Here is a 14,661-nt window from a genome sequence, read left to right as displayed (position 1 = left end):
ATAGATGAGTCGTATCGTTACACTGCTGGCCGCTCTTATTGCCCTTGCAGCGGGTTTTGCGGTTTACAACTTTTGGCCGGAAGAAAAGCCGGAAGCCTTAGTTTATGAACCGCCTCGTGCGTTAAAGCCCTTTACTTTAGAAAGCACAGCAGCCGGCACAGTGGAAAACGATGCGCTTAAAGGTCAGTGGACCCTGCTCTTTACCGGTTATACCTTTTGTCCCGATATTTGCCCAACCACTATGTCAGACTTGAAGGGCGTGATCCCTGAGTTGCAGAGAGAGGTTTCCGAACCGGTTAAAGTTTGGTTGATTTCAGTTGACCCTAAACGCGATGATATTGAGCGTTTAACTCAATACGTTAACTATTTTGGTGACGACTTTGTCGGTGTGCGCGCCGAGCACAAAGAGCTGTTCCCTTTCGTGCGCGATTTAGGCTTAATGTATTCCATTCCCGATGAAGGCGAGGAAAATTATCTGGTGAACCACAGCGCCGCTATTATTTTGGTGAACCCGGACGGTAATCGGAAAGCGATTTTCAATGCCGACCACCAACGCGGAGAGATACCGGTGGTCAGCATGGATAAACTCAAAAAAGATTTTGCCATTATCGCCGATTAATCAGGCCAACTACCTGACTCGTTCGGACGGATAAGCGCTACGGAATACCAGTAGTAGCGCGATTCTGAAGCACTGGGCGCGGTACAGTTAACGCGTGAGCGTCCAATATTGATGTCCTGCTCTAAGCTTACACGAAACTTTGTATCACTTTCCCATTCAGGCTTTAGTACTGAACCACCAGCAAAACATTGCAACGCATCGGTGCGCACATCGTCCAGTGTATCGCCCGCTTCCAGCGTCACACTAATAGTCGGGCGCTTATTATCATGTGCGACTAAAGGCTCTTCCGGTTGATAAGCACTTACCGGCATGGCTTTAGAATTCAACTTGGCTTTCAGCGTATTTAAGTTCGCATAGATACCCGAGGCCGGAAAACGCGTAATGACCGTATCTTCGCTCCATTTGGACCATGGGCCTGAATGCTGAGCAAAGGCCAGGAAGCCCCATTCATCCAATAAAGCTTTCAACTCATTGTTATACTCACCGTAAGGGTAGGCAAAGTACTTCTGCTGTGCGCCTAAGTTCTCATCAATGGCTTCTTGTGCCGTAATTACATCGTAACGCATACGCTCCTGCCACTCTTCATCGCTTTCACCTTCTTGCTTACGAATAAGGTGTGCGTGAGTCTGTCCATGATTAGCAATGGTAGCGCCGTTCTGCTGAATTTCTTTAAGTTCTTCCCAGCCCATGTAATGGCCGCTGTGCTTACGCATGAGTTCAGGGTTAACGAACACCGTATAAGGCATCTCAAACTCTTCCAGAACCTTTACAGCGTTTTCATAGACGTTTTGGTAGCCGTCGTCGAAGGTAATAACAACGGCTTTTTCAGGAAGTTCTTCGCCTTTTTCAATGGCATCGCGCGCGACGGTAATATCAATAACGTTAAAGTTGTTATCCTGCAGGTATTGCAGATGCTCTCGAAACGTCTCCGGGTCAATTGACGTTACGGCGGGAGTTGAGTCACTGACGTGGTGGTACTGCAGCACCACCACGCTATCGGCGCTGCCAGCCTGAGCCAATGGTGAGCACCCCAGCAATAAACCCGATGCGGCACTCAACGTCATTTTGTTCAACATCTTCATACTGACTCCTGATAAAGTATAAAAGCCGTTATTAACCGAGTTTACTTAAGGATAGTTATGCACAAGCTGTTTGGATTTTCATTGTCTGATCACAGCCGCGTTTTTGCGATTGCCCTGCCAATGATCATTTCCAATATTGCTGCGCCGCTTCTCGGTCTGGTCGATACTGCCATCATAGGTCATTTGCCGGACGCTATCTACTTATCCGCCGTTGCCGTTGGTGCCATGGTAGTCAGTTTTATTTATCTGCTGGCGGTATTTTTGCGCATGGCGACAACCGGCTATATAGCCCAGTCCTACGGAGCCGATGACATACATGCTCAGCGCCAGCACTTTAATAACGGCATTATTATTGCGCTGGGTTTAGGTGTTTTAATAGCGGTTGCCAGCCCGTTAATTAATGACTTAGCCATGTGGGTTATCGCCCCTTCTGCAGAGCTCGAAGGCTACGCCCGCGATTACATCGAAATTCGCTTATGGTCAGCACCGGCTTCGCTGATAACGCTGGTTGCTCTGGGCGTATTGTTAGGCCGGCAAAACAGCCGCAAAGCCATGCTCCTGGTAATCATTACCAACGCCGTGAATGTGGTTATGGATGTGATACTCATTCTTGGCTTTGGACTGAATGTAAAAGGCGCCGCCTGGGCATCGTTAAGTGCCGAGTGGGTGACCGCCATTGTCGGTTTCTACTGGACCGCCCGTGCACTGGGTTGGCACTTACGTCACTGGCAGCTCAAATTTCAGCAGCTGCGTCAGTTTTTAGGCGTTAACGGTAATATTTTTATTCGCAGCCTGGTGTTGCAGCTGTGTATGGCCACAATGACAGGCTACGCGACGCGCTACGGCAGTACCATGGTGGCAGTTAACGCCGTACTCATGCAGTTCCTGATGCTAATCTCTTTGGGGTTAGACGGCATTGCCTATGCCGTGGAAGCTCTTGCCGGAGCCGCAAAAGGTCAAAGACGTTACGATAAAATCCGTTACTGGTGCAAAATTACTTTGCTCTGGTCGTCACTCTTTGCTGTGGTTTATACGCTCGTTTTCGCTCTGGCAGGCAGTGCAATTATTCGTCTGATTACCGATATTCCTGAAATTATCCGGGTTGCTGAAGATTATTTACCCTGGATAATAGTGCTGCCGCTACTGGCTCACTGGAGTTACTGGTTTGACGGTGTATTTATCGGTTTGTCGTTAAGCCGTGGTATGCGCAACACCATGATACTCAGTGCTGTCATTGGCTTTTTACCGTTGTGGTGGGCAGGATTGCCGCTGGAGAACCACGGTTTGTGGTTAGCTCTCAGCGGCTTTTTATTCATGCGTGGTATTACCCAGGCAATCTGGTTCAAATACCTTAGTTCGCCAGATCATCCATCAGGATAAGCTGTGGTGGCAAACCTCCGTCAGTTGCATCAACCGCAACTGCCGTATAGATGCCACCGCCTTCTAATGTCAGTACAGGCGTCTGAATAGCAATGTCCTGCGTACCTGTTGCCGTTACAGTAACCACGTAGTCACCTGGTGTTAAAGCAACATTACCTGTGCTCACCAGACCTTCTGCGTCAAACGGAACATCGGTAAAGGCAGCGTCTGCGCCACTAATGTCGTCTGTTGCGGTTACGTAGATATCAACATTACCGGCACTGGGTGCGGCATGAACCAGTTGTACCTTCGCTTCAGTCGTGACCCGACGACGCTCTTCAGTCAGTACTTGTAAGCCAATAGTGCTCAGCTCACCAACCGCATAAACCGAATAGCTCATTGCGTTTTCTACAGCAAGAGCGGCATCTTCAATAACAACCGGATCACCGCCCGCAGCAGCAACATCAACACTGTACTCAGCGGCTTCCAGGTTTAAGTACCCAGTTGCACTTTGGAAAGGCAGGTCTTGCACTTGGGCTTCTGCTGCATCATTTAATGTGACATCAACGTTCGGTGCATCCGCCACGGCATGCACAACACGAACATCGGCACCAACGTCGGCGTCATGTACTAAAGTGGTAGACTCACCGTCGCTTATCTGCAGAGTAACCGGTGAATTATCCGAATTGGCCGCCACATTGTTGGTTGCCGCAATGATGTAATCACCGCCATCTGCAAGACTAACGGTTCCTGAGTCATAGACAACCGCATCGTCACCCGCACCGGTTAAGCGAATGCGGTAGTCACCGGCTTCAACGTCGACCTGGCCGCTGTCTTCACCGTAAGCAAGTGTCAGGGCAGGTGATGCGGCACTTAAGTCTGCATCCGGAGCCGTTAAATAAACATCAACTGTCGGCGCACCATAGGCGGCATGCACAACCTGAATACGACTCTCCCCGCCTGCTACATCAGATACCGGGTTAGAGATAATTAACGGCTCCAGAGACTCATCCGCTAATTGACCAACGGCGAAAACTTCATAACGCGTATCGGCAGCGAAAGTTAAAGAGGCAGGCCCAATGGCATCGACGGTAGTCTCATCAGGCAGAATACCCTGAACCGTAATGTCATAGTCACCGGCATCAACTTCTAAAACCGCAGAAGAGGTGTGATAAGGCACATTTTCTAATAGCGCTGCGTCACCTGCTAATACATTAACGTTAGGTGAGTCGGCTGAGGTATGATGGACACGGACAAAGCTTGATTCAGCTTCAGGTGGAGTTGTGGTAGCATCGTCATTGTCGCTGTCGAACCAGTCACAACCCGTTATTAATAATAAAGATGTCGCCAGGACACCAAACTTTTTGATCCCTTGCATGATTAATTTCCTCGTATTGATTAGGCAAATATCGTTACGAGTGAAGATCGTGCAAGGGATCACATATTTTTAACACTAAAAAATCGAACAATACAAAGTTGTATAGTCGAAAGGTCTAGTAGTACGAGTGCTCTCCGTGCTCATGATCAGTTATATCACGAACTCCGGTCACTTCTTCCGGGAAGCGTTCAAGCAATTCTTTTTCAATGCCGTTTTTCAACGTGACATCGATCATGCTGCAGCCGTTACAGCCACCGCCAAATTGCAAAATAGCCACGCCGTCATCGGTAATTTCGGCAATCATAACCTGACCACCGTGACTCGCTAACTGCGGGTTTATCTCAGCCTGAATCACATACTCTACACGCTCAATTAACGGTGCGTCATCAGCAACCTTACGGGCTTTCGCGTTTGGTGCTTTCAGAGTTAACTGAGACCCCATTTCCTGCTCTTCAAAGTCAATGGCTGCGTCTTCCAAAAACGGAGCGCTACCGGAATCTACGACGGCATCAAAGCCGTTAAACGGTAAACGTTCGTCGTCAGGCTCAACGGAATCTGGCGGACAATAAGAAACACCACACTCGGCATTTGCCATTCCCGGATTAACCACAAAAACACGAATACACGTGCCGTCTGGCTGGTCCGCTAATAGCTTCTGAAAGTGGGACTGCGCTGCTTCTGAAATACGAATCATAAATACTGACCTCACGGCTTATACCTGAGTAAATTACTAAGGTATAGTGTAACCGAGATACCCTTCAGTTTCTAGTCGTGTTGGTTATAGACAACCGCCCAGGCATCCACGGCTGCGGCCCCTTTTTTGTAGAGGGCATCGGCGGCGGCCATCATGGTGGCTCCGGTACTGAGTACATCATCAACAACAGCCACCGTACTACCACTAAAATCGTGAAGGGCTAACTGACTTCGCTTGCTGTTTTCCCAGCGAGCGGACTGCGATGCCATATGCTGCATAGGCACCGAGCGTATTTTACGTAAGCCACCCGCAATGTAAGGCACCTGTAGTACAGCAGACAAATAGCGCGCCAATAATGCAGTTTGGTGAAACCCGCGTTGGCGCCAGGCGTGCTGCGTCATTGGCACCGCAACAATACAGTCCGGCATGGGCTGCCCCTGGTAGCAAAGTCGCAAATGAGCCGCCAGCTGAGTAGCCAGTAGAGGAGCAAGCTCAGCCTTATTGCGGAATTTAAACAGAGTCATCAATTGTTGCACTTGCGGCTCCCATCGCAACGCACCATACCAATAGCGGCACCGCTTTTGATCTGCGGTGAGATGCTGCTCAATATCGGACAGGTGCTGACAACAACGTGGATACCAACGTGGTAACGCCTCGTCGCAGTATGAGCACAAAGCCGTAGCTGTAACACTCGCGCAACCACAACTCCAGCAAGTACCTAATTCAAAAGCATTGGCGAGGCTTCGGAAAAACGCTAGCATAGTCACCTAAATAACAAATTTGGGAAAGTGAGTATAGTGAGCCTATCGGTAACATGCAGTGGCACAGGAACGCCTTTTGTTGTACTCCATGGCTGGGGCATGAACGGGAATATCTGGCAGCCGGTGGTGCCTGCTTTAAGCGAAAACTTCCAACTTCACTGTGTTGACTTACCCGGCTTTGGACTTTCCGAATGGTCGCCGATGAGCGAAGTTTCGCTCGAAGGCTTTGTAGAACAAATTATGCCCGTCCTGCCCGAGCGTTTTCATCTTCTGGGGTGGTCTTTAGGTGGGCTTATTGCTAAGCAGGCGGCTCTTAGTTACCCCGAACGGGTCATTTCATTAAATACCGTGGCCTCATCGCCTCACTTTGTGGAAAGTGATAGCTGGTCGGGCATCAAACCAGATATTCTGGAGCAGTTTCAGCAGCAGCTGGAGACAAACTTTAAAAAGACCATTGAACGCTTTTTGGCCATTCAGGCTATGGGAAGTGACGATGCACGTGAGCAAGTGAAGCAGGTAAAGCAACTGATATTTGCCAAACCCATGCCTAACCCGGGTGTGCTTAAACAGGCGTTATCCATTTTGCAAACCGCCGATCTGCGCCAGCAATTGAAGAATATTGAAGTGCCCTTTACCCGTTTTTACGGACGCCTGGACAGTCTGGTTCCTGAGCGCGCTATTGCGGATATCTCAGCATTGGCACCTGACTCAGACGCGGTAATATTCAATAAAAGCTCACACGCTCCGTTTATTTCAGAACCGGAACGCTTTGTCAGCGAGTTATTAAGGGCAGTGAAAAGTTAAACTAGCGCTGGCAATGGGTGCAGTACACTGTGCTGCGCTGACCCAGACGAATTTCCTTCAGCCGTTTACTGCATACCATACAAAGCTTGCCACCACGTCCGTAAACCTGAAGTTTTTGCGCGAAATAACCGGGGTTACCGTCTACTTGAGTAAAATCTTTTAGCGTCGTTCCGCCCATTTCTATAGCGCCTGCCAGAGTTTCTTTTATGAGTGGCACTAATTTTTGGTAGCGTGCTTTACTGATTTTACCAGCCGCGCGTTTGGGGTTGATACCGGCTTTAAATAAGGCTTCATTGGCGTAAATATTACCGACACCAACCACAACTTTATTGTCCATAATAAAAGTTTTTACCGACTGCGTTCGCCCCCGCGAGCACTCAAATAAATAGTCAACATGGAAGGCTTCTGTTAGCGGCTCCGGACCTAGCTGTTTGAGCAATTCATGTCCGGTCACATCGGTTTCACTGTAAAGCAAAGCGCCAAAGCGGCGCGGGTCGTTTAACCGGAGCGTCTGTCCGTTAGCAAACTCGATATCAATGTGGTCGTGTTTGTAATGCGGGGTTTCAGCCGGCACCACTCTTAGCTTTCCCGACATGCCCAAATGGAGTATCAGGCACCCGTTATCCGTCTGCAGCAATAAATACTTTGAACGGCGACTTACCGAGCGCAAAACATGGCCTTCTACCTGATGCACTGTTTCCGGTACCGGCCAGCGAAGACGCTTATCGTGAACCTGAACGGTCGTGATTTTATGACCTTCGATGTGCGGAGATATGCCTAATCGGCTGACTTCAACTTCGGGTAATTCCGGCATAAACTTCAGACTTCCTTAATGACCCAGTAATTGACTGGCAGTGAATTCTTTTACGCGAAAATTCTGCTGTTGGTTCGGCAGACGAATTATCAACTCAGGGTCGGCGTACAGCTCGACACGCGCTTCCTCTCCCCCGGCAAAACGAAAATAAACGTCAGTGATTAAATTTTCTGCTGTCTGGTTGGTTGGCTCCATAGTCAACGCCAGCCAGTTCTCTACCACACTTTCAGCGGCTTTTTCGGACAGGCGGCATGGAGTCTGGCACTGCCATTTCTGTTCCTCAAAAACCAGCCGAAGTTCATCAATTTGTATCTCTCTTAAATTGCCATCATCGGGTATCAAACCAATAACCTCACCCGGTGAGGCTTCATCCTTAATATCTTTCTCTGCTTCTTCTTTAACTGGCGGCGCGACATACCAGAACACCACCATAATAATTAATAAGGCGTAAACCAGAACGTTGTTCCACGCTCTGCGGGTCATAGTCAGCCCAAATATTTTTCGCTTCTCATTCACTTTCATTGGCTTTCGCTCTATGTGATAACCTGACGAATAATTTTCTTGTTGCTGTACTTCTTGTTACTAGAAACAGAATACCCTATATTCTCGCGCGACAACAAAATACGGGACTTTATTGCATTATGGTGCTATCTGATATTATCGACAAAGTCGCCGATCACGGCTACTGCATTATCGATGATTTTCTCCAGCCGGAGCGCTCTGGGGCACTGTACCACTACGCTCAGCAACTACCGGCCCAGCACTGGAATCTGGCCGGCATTGGCCGTCAACAGAACCAAACCATTAATACCATGGTACGCAACGACCGCATTTACTGGTTAACTCAGGAAGAGCCCCGCCACAAAGATTACCTGGCCATTATGGAACAATTGCGCAATGAATTTAACCGCGAGTTGTTTCTTGGCTTGTTCGATTACGAGTGCCACCTGGCTCATTACCCGAAAGGGGCTTTCTATAAAAAACATCTGGATGCATTTAAAGGCCGAAGTAACCGCGTGTTGACCACGGTGTTTTACCTGAACCCCGAATGGGAAGAAGCCGATGGCGGGCAACTGGTTATTTATGGCAATAAAGGTCAAGTGCTGGAAACCGTACTGCCCAAACAAGGACGCCTGGTGGTATTTTTAAGTGACCGTTTTGTGCATGAAGTACTACGTTCAGAAAGAGACCGCTTCAGCATTACCGGTTGGTTCCGCATCAATGCCAGTATTTCCGGCATTGTGGACCCTCCGCGCTAACCGTAAAAGTCAGGCAATAAAAAACCCAGCCGAAGCTGGGTTTTTTGTAAGCTTTAGAACCAATTACTTGATTTTAGCTTCTTTGAAGATCACGTGCTTACGAACCACTGGATCGAATTTTTTGATCTCCATTTTTTCTGGCATGGTGCGTTTGTTCTTATCTGTGGTATAGAAGTAACCCGTACCAGCAGATGACACTAAACGAATCTTATCGCGCATAATTGAGTTCCTTAAACCTTAACACCACGGCCGCGGAGATCCGCTAATACCGCATCAATACCGTTTTTATCAATAATACGCATACCTTTAGTAGAAATGCGTAACTTAACCCAACGCTTCTCGCTTTCTACCCAAAAGCGGTGCGATTGTAGGTTCGGCAGGAAGCGACGCTTAGTCGCATTGCGTGCGTGCGAGCGGTTGTTACCGACTACCGGACGCTTACCTGTAATTTGGCATACTTGTGACATGTCTCTACTCCAAAATTGCTGCAAGCTCGCCTGTCGCCCAACGTGACCTTGCCTATAAATCCGAGGGCGCATTTTATACAGCAAACTGCCCTTCTAATCAAGCTAATACGACGGAAATATGATCCTTATCGATCGTTCGGGGCGGATTTTACGTGATTTTTAATCAAACTGCCAGTACAAAACTACAACAATCCGCGCTCCGCAAAAGAAATTGGATCGCCAGCGCCAACAACGAAATGATCCAGCAGCGCCACATCGATTAAAGTCAGGGCTTTTTTTACCCGCTCAGTCACCCGCTGGTCTGCCTGGCTGGGCTCTGCCACACCCGATGGGTGGTTATGAGCCAGAATTACTGCGGCGGCATTGTACTGCATGACCAACTTAATGACTTCACGCGGATAAACCGGAGCAGCGTTAATTGTACCCTGAAACAATTCTTCATAACGTAATAGCCTATGCTGACTGTCCAGCAGTAAAATAGCAAAGACTTCGCGGCCCTGATGACGAAGCTGCGCGGCTAAATAATCTTTCACCATAGACGGGTCGGTAAAACCATCCGAACGTTCCAGCTGCCACTTCAGATACCTTCTTGATAGCTCCATGACAACCTGCAACTGATTCACTCGTGCAGGTCCAATGCCACTACAGGCTAAAAGTTGCTCCGGCTTTGCCGTAAGCAACGCCCCTATTCCGTTAAACTGATTCAATAAATGCCGAGCAAAAGCGACAACGTCCTGTCCCTGGCTGCCACTACCGAGTAAAATGGCTAATAATTCCGCATCACTCAGGTATTCTGCTCCCTGATTTTGCAGTTTTTCTCTGGGTCGTTCCGAAACAGGCCATTCCTTGACGCTCATTACTCTCTCCTTAATTCTAAAGAGAGAAGTATAACGACCATCTACCCTGTAACGGGGTCTCATGTTATCTTTACACGAATTAACACAGAGGGGTTCGCATGGCACAGTTGCAGAACAAACACATACTTTTAGGTATTACCGGTGGTATTGCCGCCTATAAAGCACCTGACCTGGTGCGCCGTTTGCGTGAGCAGGGCGCAGAAGTTCGTGTGGTAATGACTGACAGTGCCAAAGCTTTTGTAACCCCACTTAGCTTACAAGCCGTGTCAGGTTTTACGGTCAGCGATGATTTGTTAGATCCGACAGCAGAAGCCGCTATGGGCCATATTGAGCTAGCTCGCTGGTCCGATATCATTCTCGTTGCGCCAGCCACAGCGAATACCATTGCCCGCATAACGCACGGATTTGCTGACGACTTACTCAGTACATTGGTGCTTGCCAGCAAGGCACCTGTTGTCATTGCTCCGGCAATGAATCAACAGATGTGGGCGGCAACGTCCGTGCAGAAGAATATTGAAACTCTGCTAAGCCGGGGCGTACAAATGATAGGCCCTGAAAGTGGTGAACAAGCCTGCGGCGATGTCGGTTATGGCCGCATGAGCGATCCAACCCAGATTGTACAGGCGTTAATTGAGAAGCAGCCTAAAACGCCACAAACCTGGCAAGGAAAAACCTTTGTTATTACTGCTGGCCCAACTCGCGAAGCCATTGATCCTGTGCGTTATATCAGTAACCACAGCTCCGGCAAAATGGGTTATGCGTTAGCAGAGGCTGCCGCTCATGCCGGCGCTAACGTTATTCTGGTTTCCGGACCGACGCAGTTGGCGACTCCTGCCGGCGTTCAGCGAATTGACGTAGAAACTGCCGAGCAAATGCTTAACGCGGTACAGCAGCAACTGCAGCAGTGCGATGTCTTTATTGGCTGTGCTGCCGTGTCGGACTATCGGATTGCCGAAGTTGCCTCACAAAAAATCAAAAAAGAGCAGAATGACGAGCCTCCGCAACTTAAGCTGGTGCAAAACCCGGATATCCTGCAACAAGTAGCCAGTTCAGAGAAACCGCCGTTTACCGTTGGTTTTGCAGCCGAAACCGAAAATTTAAAGGCTAACGCGCTGCGTAAACTGGAACGAAAACAATTAAAAATGATTGTCGCTAACGATGTTAGCCAGACCGGTCTGGGTTTTAACAGCGACAGTAATAACGCCATTATTTTCAGTCAGGATAGTGAGCAGTCACTTCCGACGATGAGCAAGCATGACATGGCCGTTGCAATTATTGATGCGATAGCCAAACGCTATTTTGATAATACAAATCCTGAAATCAGGGCTAATTAAAAGAAAGTGAGAACTCCATGACGCAAGTCGAAGTAAAAATTTTAGATGAACGTATTGGCCAGTCTATTCCGCTTCCTGAATATGCCACCCAGGGTTCTGCCGGAATGGATCTGCGCGCCTGTTTGGATCAGCCATTAACCATAGAACCGGGACAAACCCAGTTAATTGGCACCGGTATTGCTATGTATATTGGTGACCCGAACTACGCAGCAACTATTCTGCCTCGCTCAGGCCTGGGCCATAAACACGGCCTGGTACTGGGTAATTTAGTTGGACTTATCGACTCAGACTACCAGGGCGAGCTTAAAGTTTCGTGCTGGAATCGCAGCGACAAGGCCTACACCATAGAACCTGGCGACCGCATTGCGCAATTGGTGATTTTACCCGTTGTACAGGCGCAAATGACCGTTGTCGACGAGTTTCACGAAACCGACCGCGGTGAAGGTGGTTTCGGTCACTCTGGCCGCTCATAAACCGAATTACAATAAATTCCGGCCTCTCAAATAAGGAAAGTTACAAGCATGGCAGAACAAAAACGTAACCGTCGTGAGGAAATTTTACAGGCTTTGGCGGCAATGTTGGAAACCAGCCCGGGTCAGCGTATTACAACAGCAAAACTGGCGGCTAACTTAGGTGTTTCGGAGGCGGCTTTATACCGTCACTTTCCATCAAAGGCGCGCATGTTTGAAGGGCTTATTGAGTTTGTTGAAGACACCCTGCTCACCCGCATTAACATGATCATGAACGAGGAGAAGAATACGCTCTCCCGTTGCTACGCTATTTTGCAGCTCTTATTAACCTTCGCTGAGCGTAACCCTGGTATCACACGAGTAATGACGGGTGATGCACTTATGGGCGAACACGACCGCTTAAGAGGTCGTATGGAAGACCTTTTTAATCGTATAGAAAGCTCAATAAAGCAGGTATTGCGGGAAAAAGCGATGCGGGAACAGCAACGCTTTATTGTTGATGAAGCCGTGTTGGCGAGTTTATTGCTAAGCTACGCCGATGGAAAAATCAGTCAGTTCGTGCGCTCTAATTTCAAACGTTTGCCAACAGAACATTTATCGGCTCAATGGCAAGTCATGGAACAACAGCTAATAAGTGCGTAAAACGGGTTACTGTGTGAAACAGGTCACTCCGTTTTACGCTCACGACTCAATAAATCAATAGCTGCCTGCTGCGGTTCTTTACCTTCATAAAGGACCGCATATATCTGCTCACAAATTGGCATTTCAACGTCATAACGTTTGGCCAGAGCAACCACTTCACGGGTATTCCGATAACCTTCAACCGACTGACCAATACTTTTTAGAGCCTGCTCAACGCCTTTCCCCTGACCTAAAGCCAGACCAAAACGACGGTTTCTCGACTGATTGTCGGTACAAGTCAGGATTAAATCCCCCAGCCCGGCCATACCGGTAAAAGTATCGCTTTTAGCACCTAATGTCAGACCCAGTCGGGTCAATTCCGCTAAACCACGGGTAATTAATGCCGTTCGTGCGTTTGCACCAAAGCCAATGCCATCTGCCATGCCGGCACCAATGGCAATCACATTCTTCACCACCCCGCCCAGCTGTACCCCAATAAAGTCATTATTGGTGTAAACACGGAAGGAACGGTCACAATGCAGAAGCTCCGAAAGCTCATCGACAAAAGCTTTGTTGGTCGATGACATTGAAATAGCCGTTGGTAACCCTTTTGCCATTTCAATCGCGAAGGTAGGACCTGACAATACCGCCAATGGATGCTCTTCGCCGAGAATGTCTTCTGCTACTTCATACAGTAAACGCCCTGTATCGGGCTCCAACCCTTTAGTTGCCCAGGCTACGCGAGCGTGCTTCGCTAACAAAGGTTTCGCCTGCTCTAACATAGACGAGAAAGAATGGCTGGGAACCACAACGACGACGTTTTTTACGTCATGCAATGCTTCGCTTAAATCTGCCGTTACACTTAAGGACTCAGGAAAAGGGCAGGCAGGAAGATACTCTTCGTTTTCATGCGCAGCCTGCATTATCGCCACTTTATCGGCGTCCCGGCCCCACAGCGTAGTCGCTATGCCTTTACGGGCGAAACAAATAGCAAGGGCGGTCCCGTAAGAGCCCGCCCCTAACACTGTCACCTGAGGTGTCTGCATTATCGTATCGCTTACGCGTCAGCAGTTTGCTGGCCTTGAGCCTGTTCAGCTTGCTGCTGCATGTGACGCTGGAAAATAGCATCAAAGTTAACAGGAGCCAGGTTCAACTGTGGGAAAGTCGCACGGTTAACAAGGTTTGAAACACACTCACGAGCGTAAGGGAACAAAATGTTCGGGCAGAAAGAACCCAGCATGTGTGCCAACTGACCTTCCTGGATTTCATCACCGATAGTGAAAATACCTGCCTGATGTACTTCACACAGGAATGCTACATCGTCTTCAACCTTGTTGGTTGCAGTCAGAGTGAGCACCACTTCGTAAACACCGTCTTCAATTTTTTCGTGTTTTACGTTTAAGTCCAGCTTCAGTTCTGGCTTCCACTCTTTGCGGAAAATAGCAGGAGAGCTTGGAGTTTCAAAAGAAATGTCTTTCGCGTAAATGCGCTGAATTGCGAATTGTGGTTGCTGTTGTTGGTTTTCAGCGGCCGCGCCGTTTGCTTGCTGTTCTTCAGCCATGATTTTACTTCCTATTCATTTTAAGTTTTAGACGAATTTTATTATTTTTTCTGCGAAACCGGCAATTTAGCACTGCGCCATGTGTTAATACCACCTTGCAGCACAGCCACCTGACTAAAGCCTTCAGCGATTAATTGGCTGGCAGCCGATTTTGCCGTCATTCCTGTTGCACAGACTATCACAATGGGGGCTTCTTTGAACTTTTCAATAGTTGAAAGTTCTTTTTGTTTGATTTTTTCAGCCGGTAATGACACCGATCCGTGAATGTGGCCTTTCTTAAATTCGTCTTTATTACGGATATCGACGAATACGCCATCACCCCGGTTGACCCAAACCGTTGCTTCTTGCGGCTGCAGGCTTTTCATCGGCGACATAGCAGAGCGAATCGTCGTCACTATTAGTGCGATTAACAGAACAACCCACACGCCACTCATCATTGGGTTGCGGCTGACAAATTCAAAAAGTTCTTGCATAAGACCTACCAGTAATCGTGGGTAACAGAAAAAAATAGCGGTCAAAGAGTATACCTGTACAAATCTCAGTTGCCAGAAAAATCTTGGGTGGATGCGTAAGCTCCGGAA

The 14,661-nt window shown here is 48.4% G+C and carries 19 protein-coding genes; 7 read left to right on the top strand and 12 right to left on the bottom strand.

Features of this window, described 5'->3' with window-relative positions; translation table 11 throughout:
• Positions 1–4: 4 nt before the first annotated feature.
• A complete protein-coding gene (locus tag VBY75_RS07140; protein ID WP_199494461.1) occupies positions 5–619 on the top strand; it encodes an SCO family protein in 615 nt (204 codons plus the stop codon).
• Here the strand turns inward: VBY75_RS07140 and VBY75_RS07135 are convergent.
• Positions 616–1,701 carry a polysaccharide deacetylase family protein gene (locus VBY75_RS07135; protein WP_416511770.1) on the bottom strand — a complete coding sequence of 362 codons (1,086 nt, stop codon included), beginning with the start codon at positions 1,699–1,701 and terminating at the stop codon, positions 616–618. The two genes, VBY75_RS07140 and VBY75_RS07135, sit on opposite strands and share 4 nt — an antisense overlap.
• Before the next feature lie 57 nt (positions 1,702–1,758).
• Here VBY75_RS07135 and VBY75_RS07130 point away from each other — a divergent pair, with 57 nt between their 5' ends.
• On the top strand, positions 1,759–3,081 hold the full coding sequence (locus VBY75_RS07130) for an MATE family efflux transporter (protein WP_416511768.1): 1,323 nt from the start codon (positions 1,759–1,761) through the stop codon (positions 3,079–3,081).
• Here the strand turns inward: VBY75_RS07130 and VBY75_RS07125 are convergent.
• The 3 genes from VBY75_RS07125 to VBY75_RS07115 form a co-directional block, all read right to left on the bottom strand.
• A complete protein-coding gene (locus VBY75_RS07125) occupies positions 3,053–4,438 on the bottom strand; it encodes a DUF4397 domain-containing protein (RefSeq protein ID WP_278358614.1) in 1,386 nt (461 codons plus the stop codon). The genes VBY75_RS07130 and VBY75_RS07125 overlap by 29 nt on opposite strands.
• Before the next feature lie 115 nt (positions 4,439–4,553).
• Positions 4,554–5,132 carry a Fe-S biogenesis protein NfuA gene (gene nfuA / locus VBY75_RS07120; RefSeq protein WP_054490854.1) on the bottom strand — a complete coding sequence of 193 codons (579 nt, stop codon included), beginning with the start codon at positions 5,130–5,132 and terminating at the stop codon, positions 4,554–4,556.
• A 71-nt stretch (positions 5,133–5,203) separates the two neighbouring features.
• Positions 5,204–5,893, bottom strand: coding sequence for a ComF family protein (locus tag VBY75_RS07115; RefSeq protein ID WP_222236316.1), 690 nt, complete (start codon positions 5,891–5,893; stop codon positions 5,204–5,206).
• Between the two features lie 36 nt (positions 5,894–5,929).
• Between VBY75_RS07115 and bioH the strand changes: the two genes are divergently transcribed.
• A complete protein-coding gene (gene bioH / locus VBY75_RS07110; RefSeq protein ID WP_416511764.1) occupies positions 5,930–6,697 on the top strand; it encodes a pimeloyl-ACP methyl ester esterase BioH in 768 nt (255 codons plus the stop codon).
• A 1-nt stretch (position 6,698) separates the two neighbouring features.
• Here the strand turns inward: bioH and mutM are convergent, their stop codons facing one another.
• Positions 6,699–7,511: a bifunctional DNA-formamidopyrimidine glycosylase/DNA-(apurinic or apyrimidinic site) lyase gene (mutM, locus tag VBY75_RS07105; protein ID WP_416511762.1), complete on the bottom strand. Its 813-nt coding sequence runs from the start codon at positions 7,509–7,511 to the stop codon at positions 6,699–6,701.
• A 15-nt stretch (positions 7,512–7,526) separates the two neighbouring features.
• Positions 7,527–8,033 carry a hypothetical protein gene (locus VBY75_RS07100; protein WP_416511760.1) on the bottom strand — a complete coding sequence of 169 codons (507 nt, stop codon included), beginning with the start codon at positions 8,031–8,033 and terminating at the stop codon, positions 7,527–7,529.
• Positions 8,034–8,152: 119 nt separating this feature from the next.
• Here VBY75_RS07100 and VBY75_RS07095 point away from each other — a divergent pair, with 119 nt between their 5' ends.
• Positions 8,153–8,770, top strand: a complete 618-nt coding sequence (locus VBY75_RS07095; protein ID WP_199494466.1) for a 2OG-Fe(II) oxygenase — start codon at positions 8,153–8,155, stop codon at positions 8,768–8,770.
• 63 nt (positions 8,771–8,833) lie between these two features.
• Here the strand turns inward: VBY75_RS07095 and rpmG are convergent, their stop codons facing one another.
• The 3 genes from rpmG to radC form a co-directional block, all read right to left on the bottom strand.
• Complete coding sequence (gene rpmG, locus VBY75_RS07090) at positions 8,834–8,989, bottom strand: 50S ribosomal protein L33 (protein ID WP_006953863.1); 156 nt, start codon at positions 8,987–8,989, stop codon at positions 8,834–8,836.
• A gap of 11 nt (positions 8,990–9,000) precedes the next feature.
• Positions 9,001–9,237 carry a 50S ribosomal protein L28 gene (gene rpmB, locus VBY75_RS07085; protein WP_054490864.1) on the bottom strand — a complete coding sequence of 79 codons (237 nt, stop codon included), beginning with the start codon at positions 9,235–9,237 and terminating at the stop codon, positions 9,001–9,003.
• A gap of 182 nt (positions 9,238–9,419) precedes the next feature.
• Positions 9,420–10,094: a RadC family protein gene (gene radC / locus VBY75_RS07080; RefSeq protein WP_416511757.1), complete on the bottom strand. Its 675-nt coding sequence runs from the start codon at positions 10,092–10,094 to the stop codon at positions 9,420–9,422.
• A 98-nt stretch (positions 10,095–10,192) separates the two neighbouring features.
• On the opposite strand from radC, the gene coaBC reads away from it, so the two are divergent.
• The 3 genes from coaBC to slmA are packed head-to-tail and all read left to right on the top strand — an operon-like array spanning position 10,193 to position 12,540.
• Entirely contained in the window at positions 10,193–11,428 is a 1,236-nt protein-coding gene (gene coaBC, locus VBY75_RS07075) for a bifunctional phosphopantothenoylcysteine decarboxylase/phosphopantothenate--cysteine ligase CoaBC (protein ID WP_416511755.1), read from the top strand.
• A gap of 17 nt (positions 11,429–11,445) precedes the next feature.
• A complete protein-coding gene (dut, locus tag VBY75_RS07070; RefSeq protein ID WP_054490870.1) occupies positions 11,446–11,901 on the top strand; it encodes a dUTP diphosphatase in 456 nt (151 codons plus the stop codon).
• 48 nt (positions 11,902–11,949) lie between these two features.
• Complete coding sequence (gene slmA / locus VBY75_RS07065) at positions 11,950–12,540, top strand: nucleoid occlusion factor SlmA (RefSeq protein ID WP_416511752.1); 591 nt, start codon at positions 11,950–11,952, stop codon at positions 12,538–12,540.
• Between the two features lie 23 nt (positions 12,541–12,563).
• On the opposite strand, the gene gpsA is transcribed toward slmA, so the two are convergent.
• The 3 genes from gpsA to VBY75_RS07050 are packed head-to-tail and all read right to left on the bottom strand — an operon-like array spanning position 12,564 to position 14,553.
• Positions 12,564–13,565, bottom strand: a complete 1,002-nt coding sequence (gene gpsA / locus VBY75_RS07060; protein WP_054490874.1) for an NAD(P)H-dependent glycerol-3-phosphate dehydrogenase — start codon at positions 13,563–13,565, stop codon at positions 12,564–12,566.
• Between the two features lie 11 nt (positions 13,566–13,576).
• Positions 13,577–14,080, bottom strand: a complete 504-nt coding sequence (gene secB / locus VBY75_RS07055) for a protein-export chaperone SecB (protein WP_054490876.1) — start codon at positions 14,078–14,080, stop codon at positions 13,577–13,579.
• Between the two features lie 41 nt (positions 14,081–14,121).
• Positions 14,122–14,553, bottom strand: coding sequence for a rhodanese-like domain-containing protein (locus VBY75_RS07050; protein ID WP_054490879.1), 432 nt, complete (start codon positions 14,551–14,553; stop codon positions 14,122–14,124).
• Positions 14,554–14,661: the final 108 nt, after the last annotated feature.

It is taken from the genome of Idiomarina sp. HB (assembly GCF_048059115.1).
GTDB classification, from domain to species: Bacteria; Pseudomonadota; Gammaproteobacteria; order Enterobacterales; family Alteromonadaceae; genus Idiomarina; species Idiomarina abyssalis.
The sequence above is the reverse complement of the archived record's forward strand: the minus strand, read 5'-3'. Positions and strand labels throughout refer to the sequence as shown.

Coding starts and splice junctions, on each gene's coding strand:
- coaBC (WP_416511755.1), top strand. CDS start 10,193: ATGGCACAGTTGCAGAACAAACACATACTTTTAGGTATTACCGGTGGT.
- gpsA (WP_054490874.1), bottom strand. CDS start 13,565: ATGCAGACACCTCAGGTGACAGTGTTAGGGGCGGGCTCTTACGGGACC.
- VBY75_RS07135 (WP_416511770.1), bottom strand. CDS start 1,701: ATGAAGATGTTGAACAAAATGACGTTGAGTGCCGCATCGGGTTTATTG.
- VBY75_RS07140 (WP_199494461.1), top strand. CDS start 5: ATGAGTCGTATCGTTACACTGCTGGCCGCTCTTATTGCCCTTGCAGCG.
- slmA (WP_416511752.1), top strand. CDS start 11,950: ATGGCAGAACAAAAACGTAACCGTCGTGAGGAAATTTTACAGGCTTTG.
- dut (WP_054490870.1), top strand. CDS start 11,446: ATGACGCAAGTCGAAGTAAAAATTTTAGATGAACGTATTGGCCAGTCT.
- rpmB (WP_054490864.1), bottom strand. CDS start 9,237: ATGTCACAAGTATGCCAAATTACAGGTAAGCGTCCGGTAGTCGGTAAC.
- mutM (WP_416511762.1), bottom strand. CDS start 7,511: ATGCCGGAATTACCCGAAGTTGAAGTCAGCCGATTAGGCATATCTCCG.
- secB (WP_054490876.1), bottom strand. CDS start 14,080: ATGGCTGAAGAACAGCAAGCAAACGGCGCGGCCGCTGAAAACCAACAA.
- VBY75_RS07130 (WP_416511768.1), top strand. CDS start 1,759: ATGCACAAGCTGTTTGGATTTTCATTGTCTGATCACAGCCGCGTTTTT.
- VBY75_RS07050 (WP_054490879.1), bottom strand. CDS start 14,553: ATGCAAGAACTTTTTGAATTTGTCAGCCGCAACCCAATGATGAGTGGC.
- nfuA (WP_054490854.1), bottom strand. CDS start 5,132: ATGATTCGTATTTCAGAAGCAGCGCAGTCCCACTTTCAGAAGCTATTA.
- VBY75_RS07125 (WP_278358614.1), bottom strand. CDS start 4,438: ATGCAAGGGATCAAAAAGTTTGGTGTCCTGGCGACATCTTTATTATTA.
- radC (WP_416511757.1), bottom strand. CDS start 10,094: ATGAGCGTCAAGGAATGGCCTGTTTCGGAACGACCCAGAGAAAAACTG.
- VBY75_RS07100 (WP_416511760.1), bottom strand. CDS start 8,033: ATGAAAGTGAATGAGAAGCGAAAAATATTTGGGCTGACTATGACCCGC.
- rpmG (WP_006953863.1), bottom strand. CDS start 8,989: ATGCGCGATAAGATTCGTTTAGTGTCATCTGCTGGTACGGGTTACTTC.
- VBY75_RS07095 (WP_199494466.1), top strand. CDS start 8,153: ATGGTGCTATCTGATATTATCGACAAAGTCGCCGATCACGGCTACTGC.
- VBY75_RS07115 (WP_222236316.1), bottom strand. CDS start 5,893: ATGCTAGCGTTTTTCCGAAGCCTCGCCAATGCTTTTGAATTAGGTACT.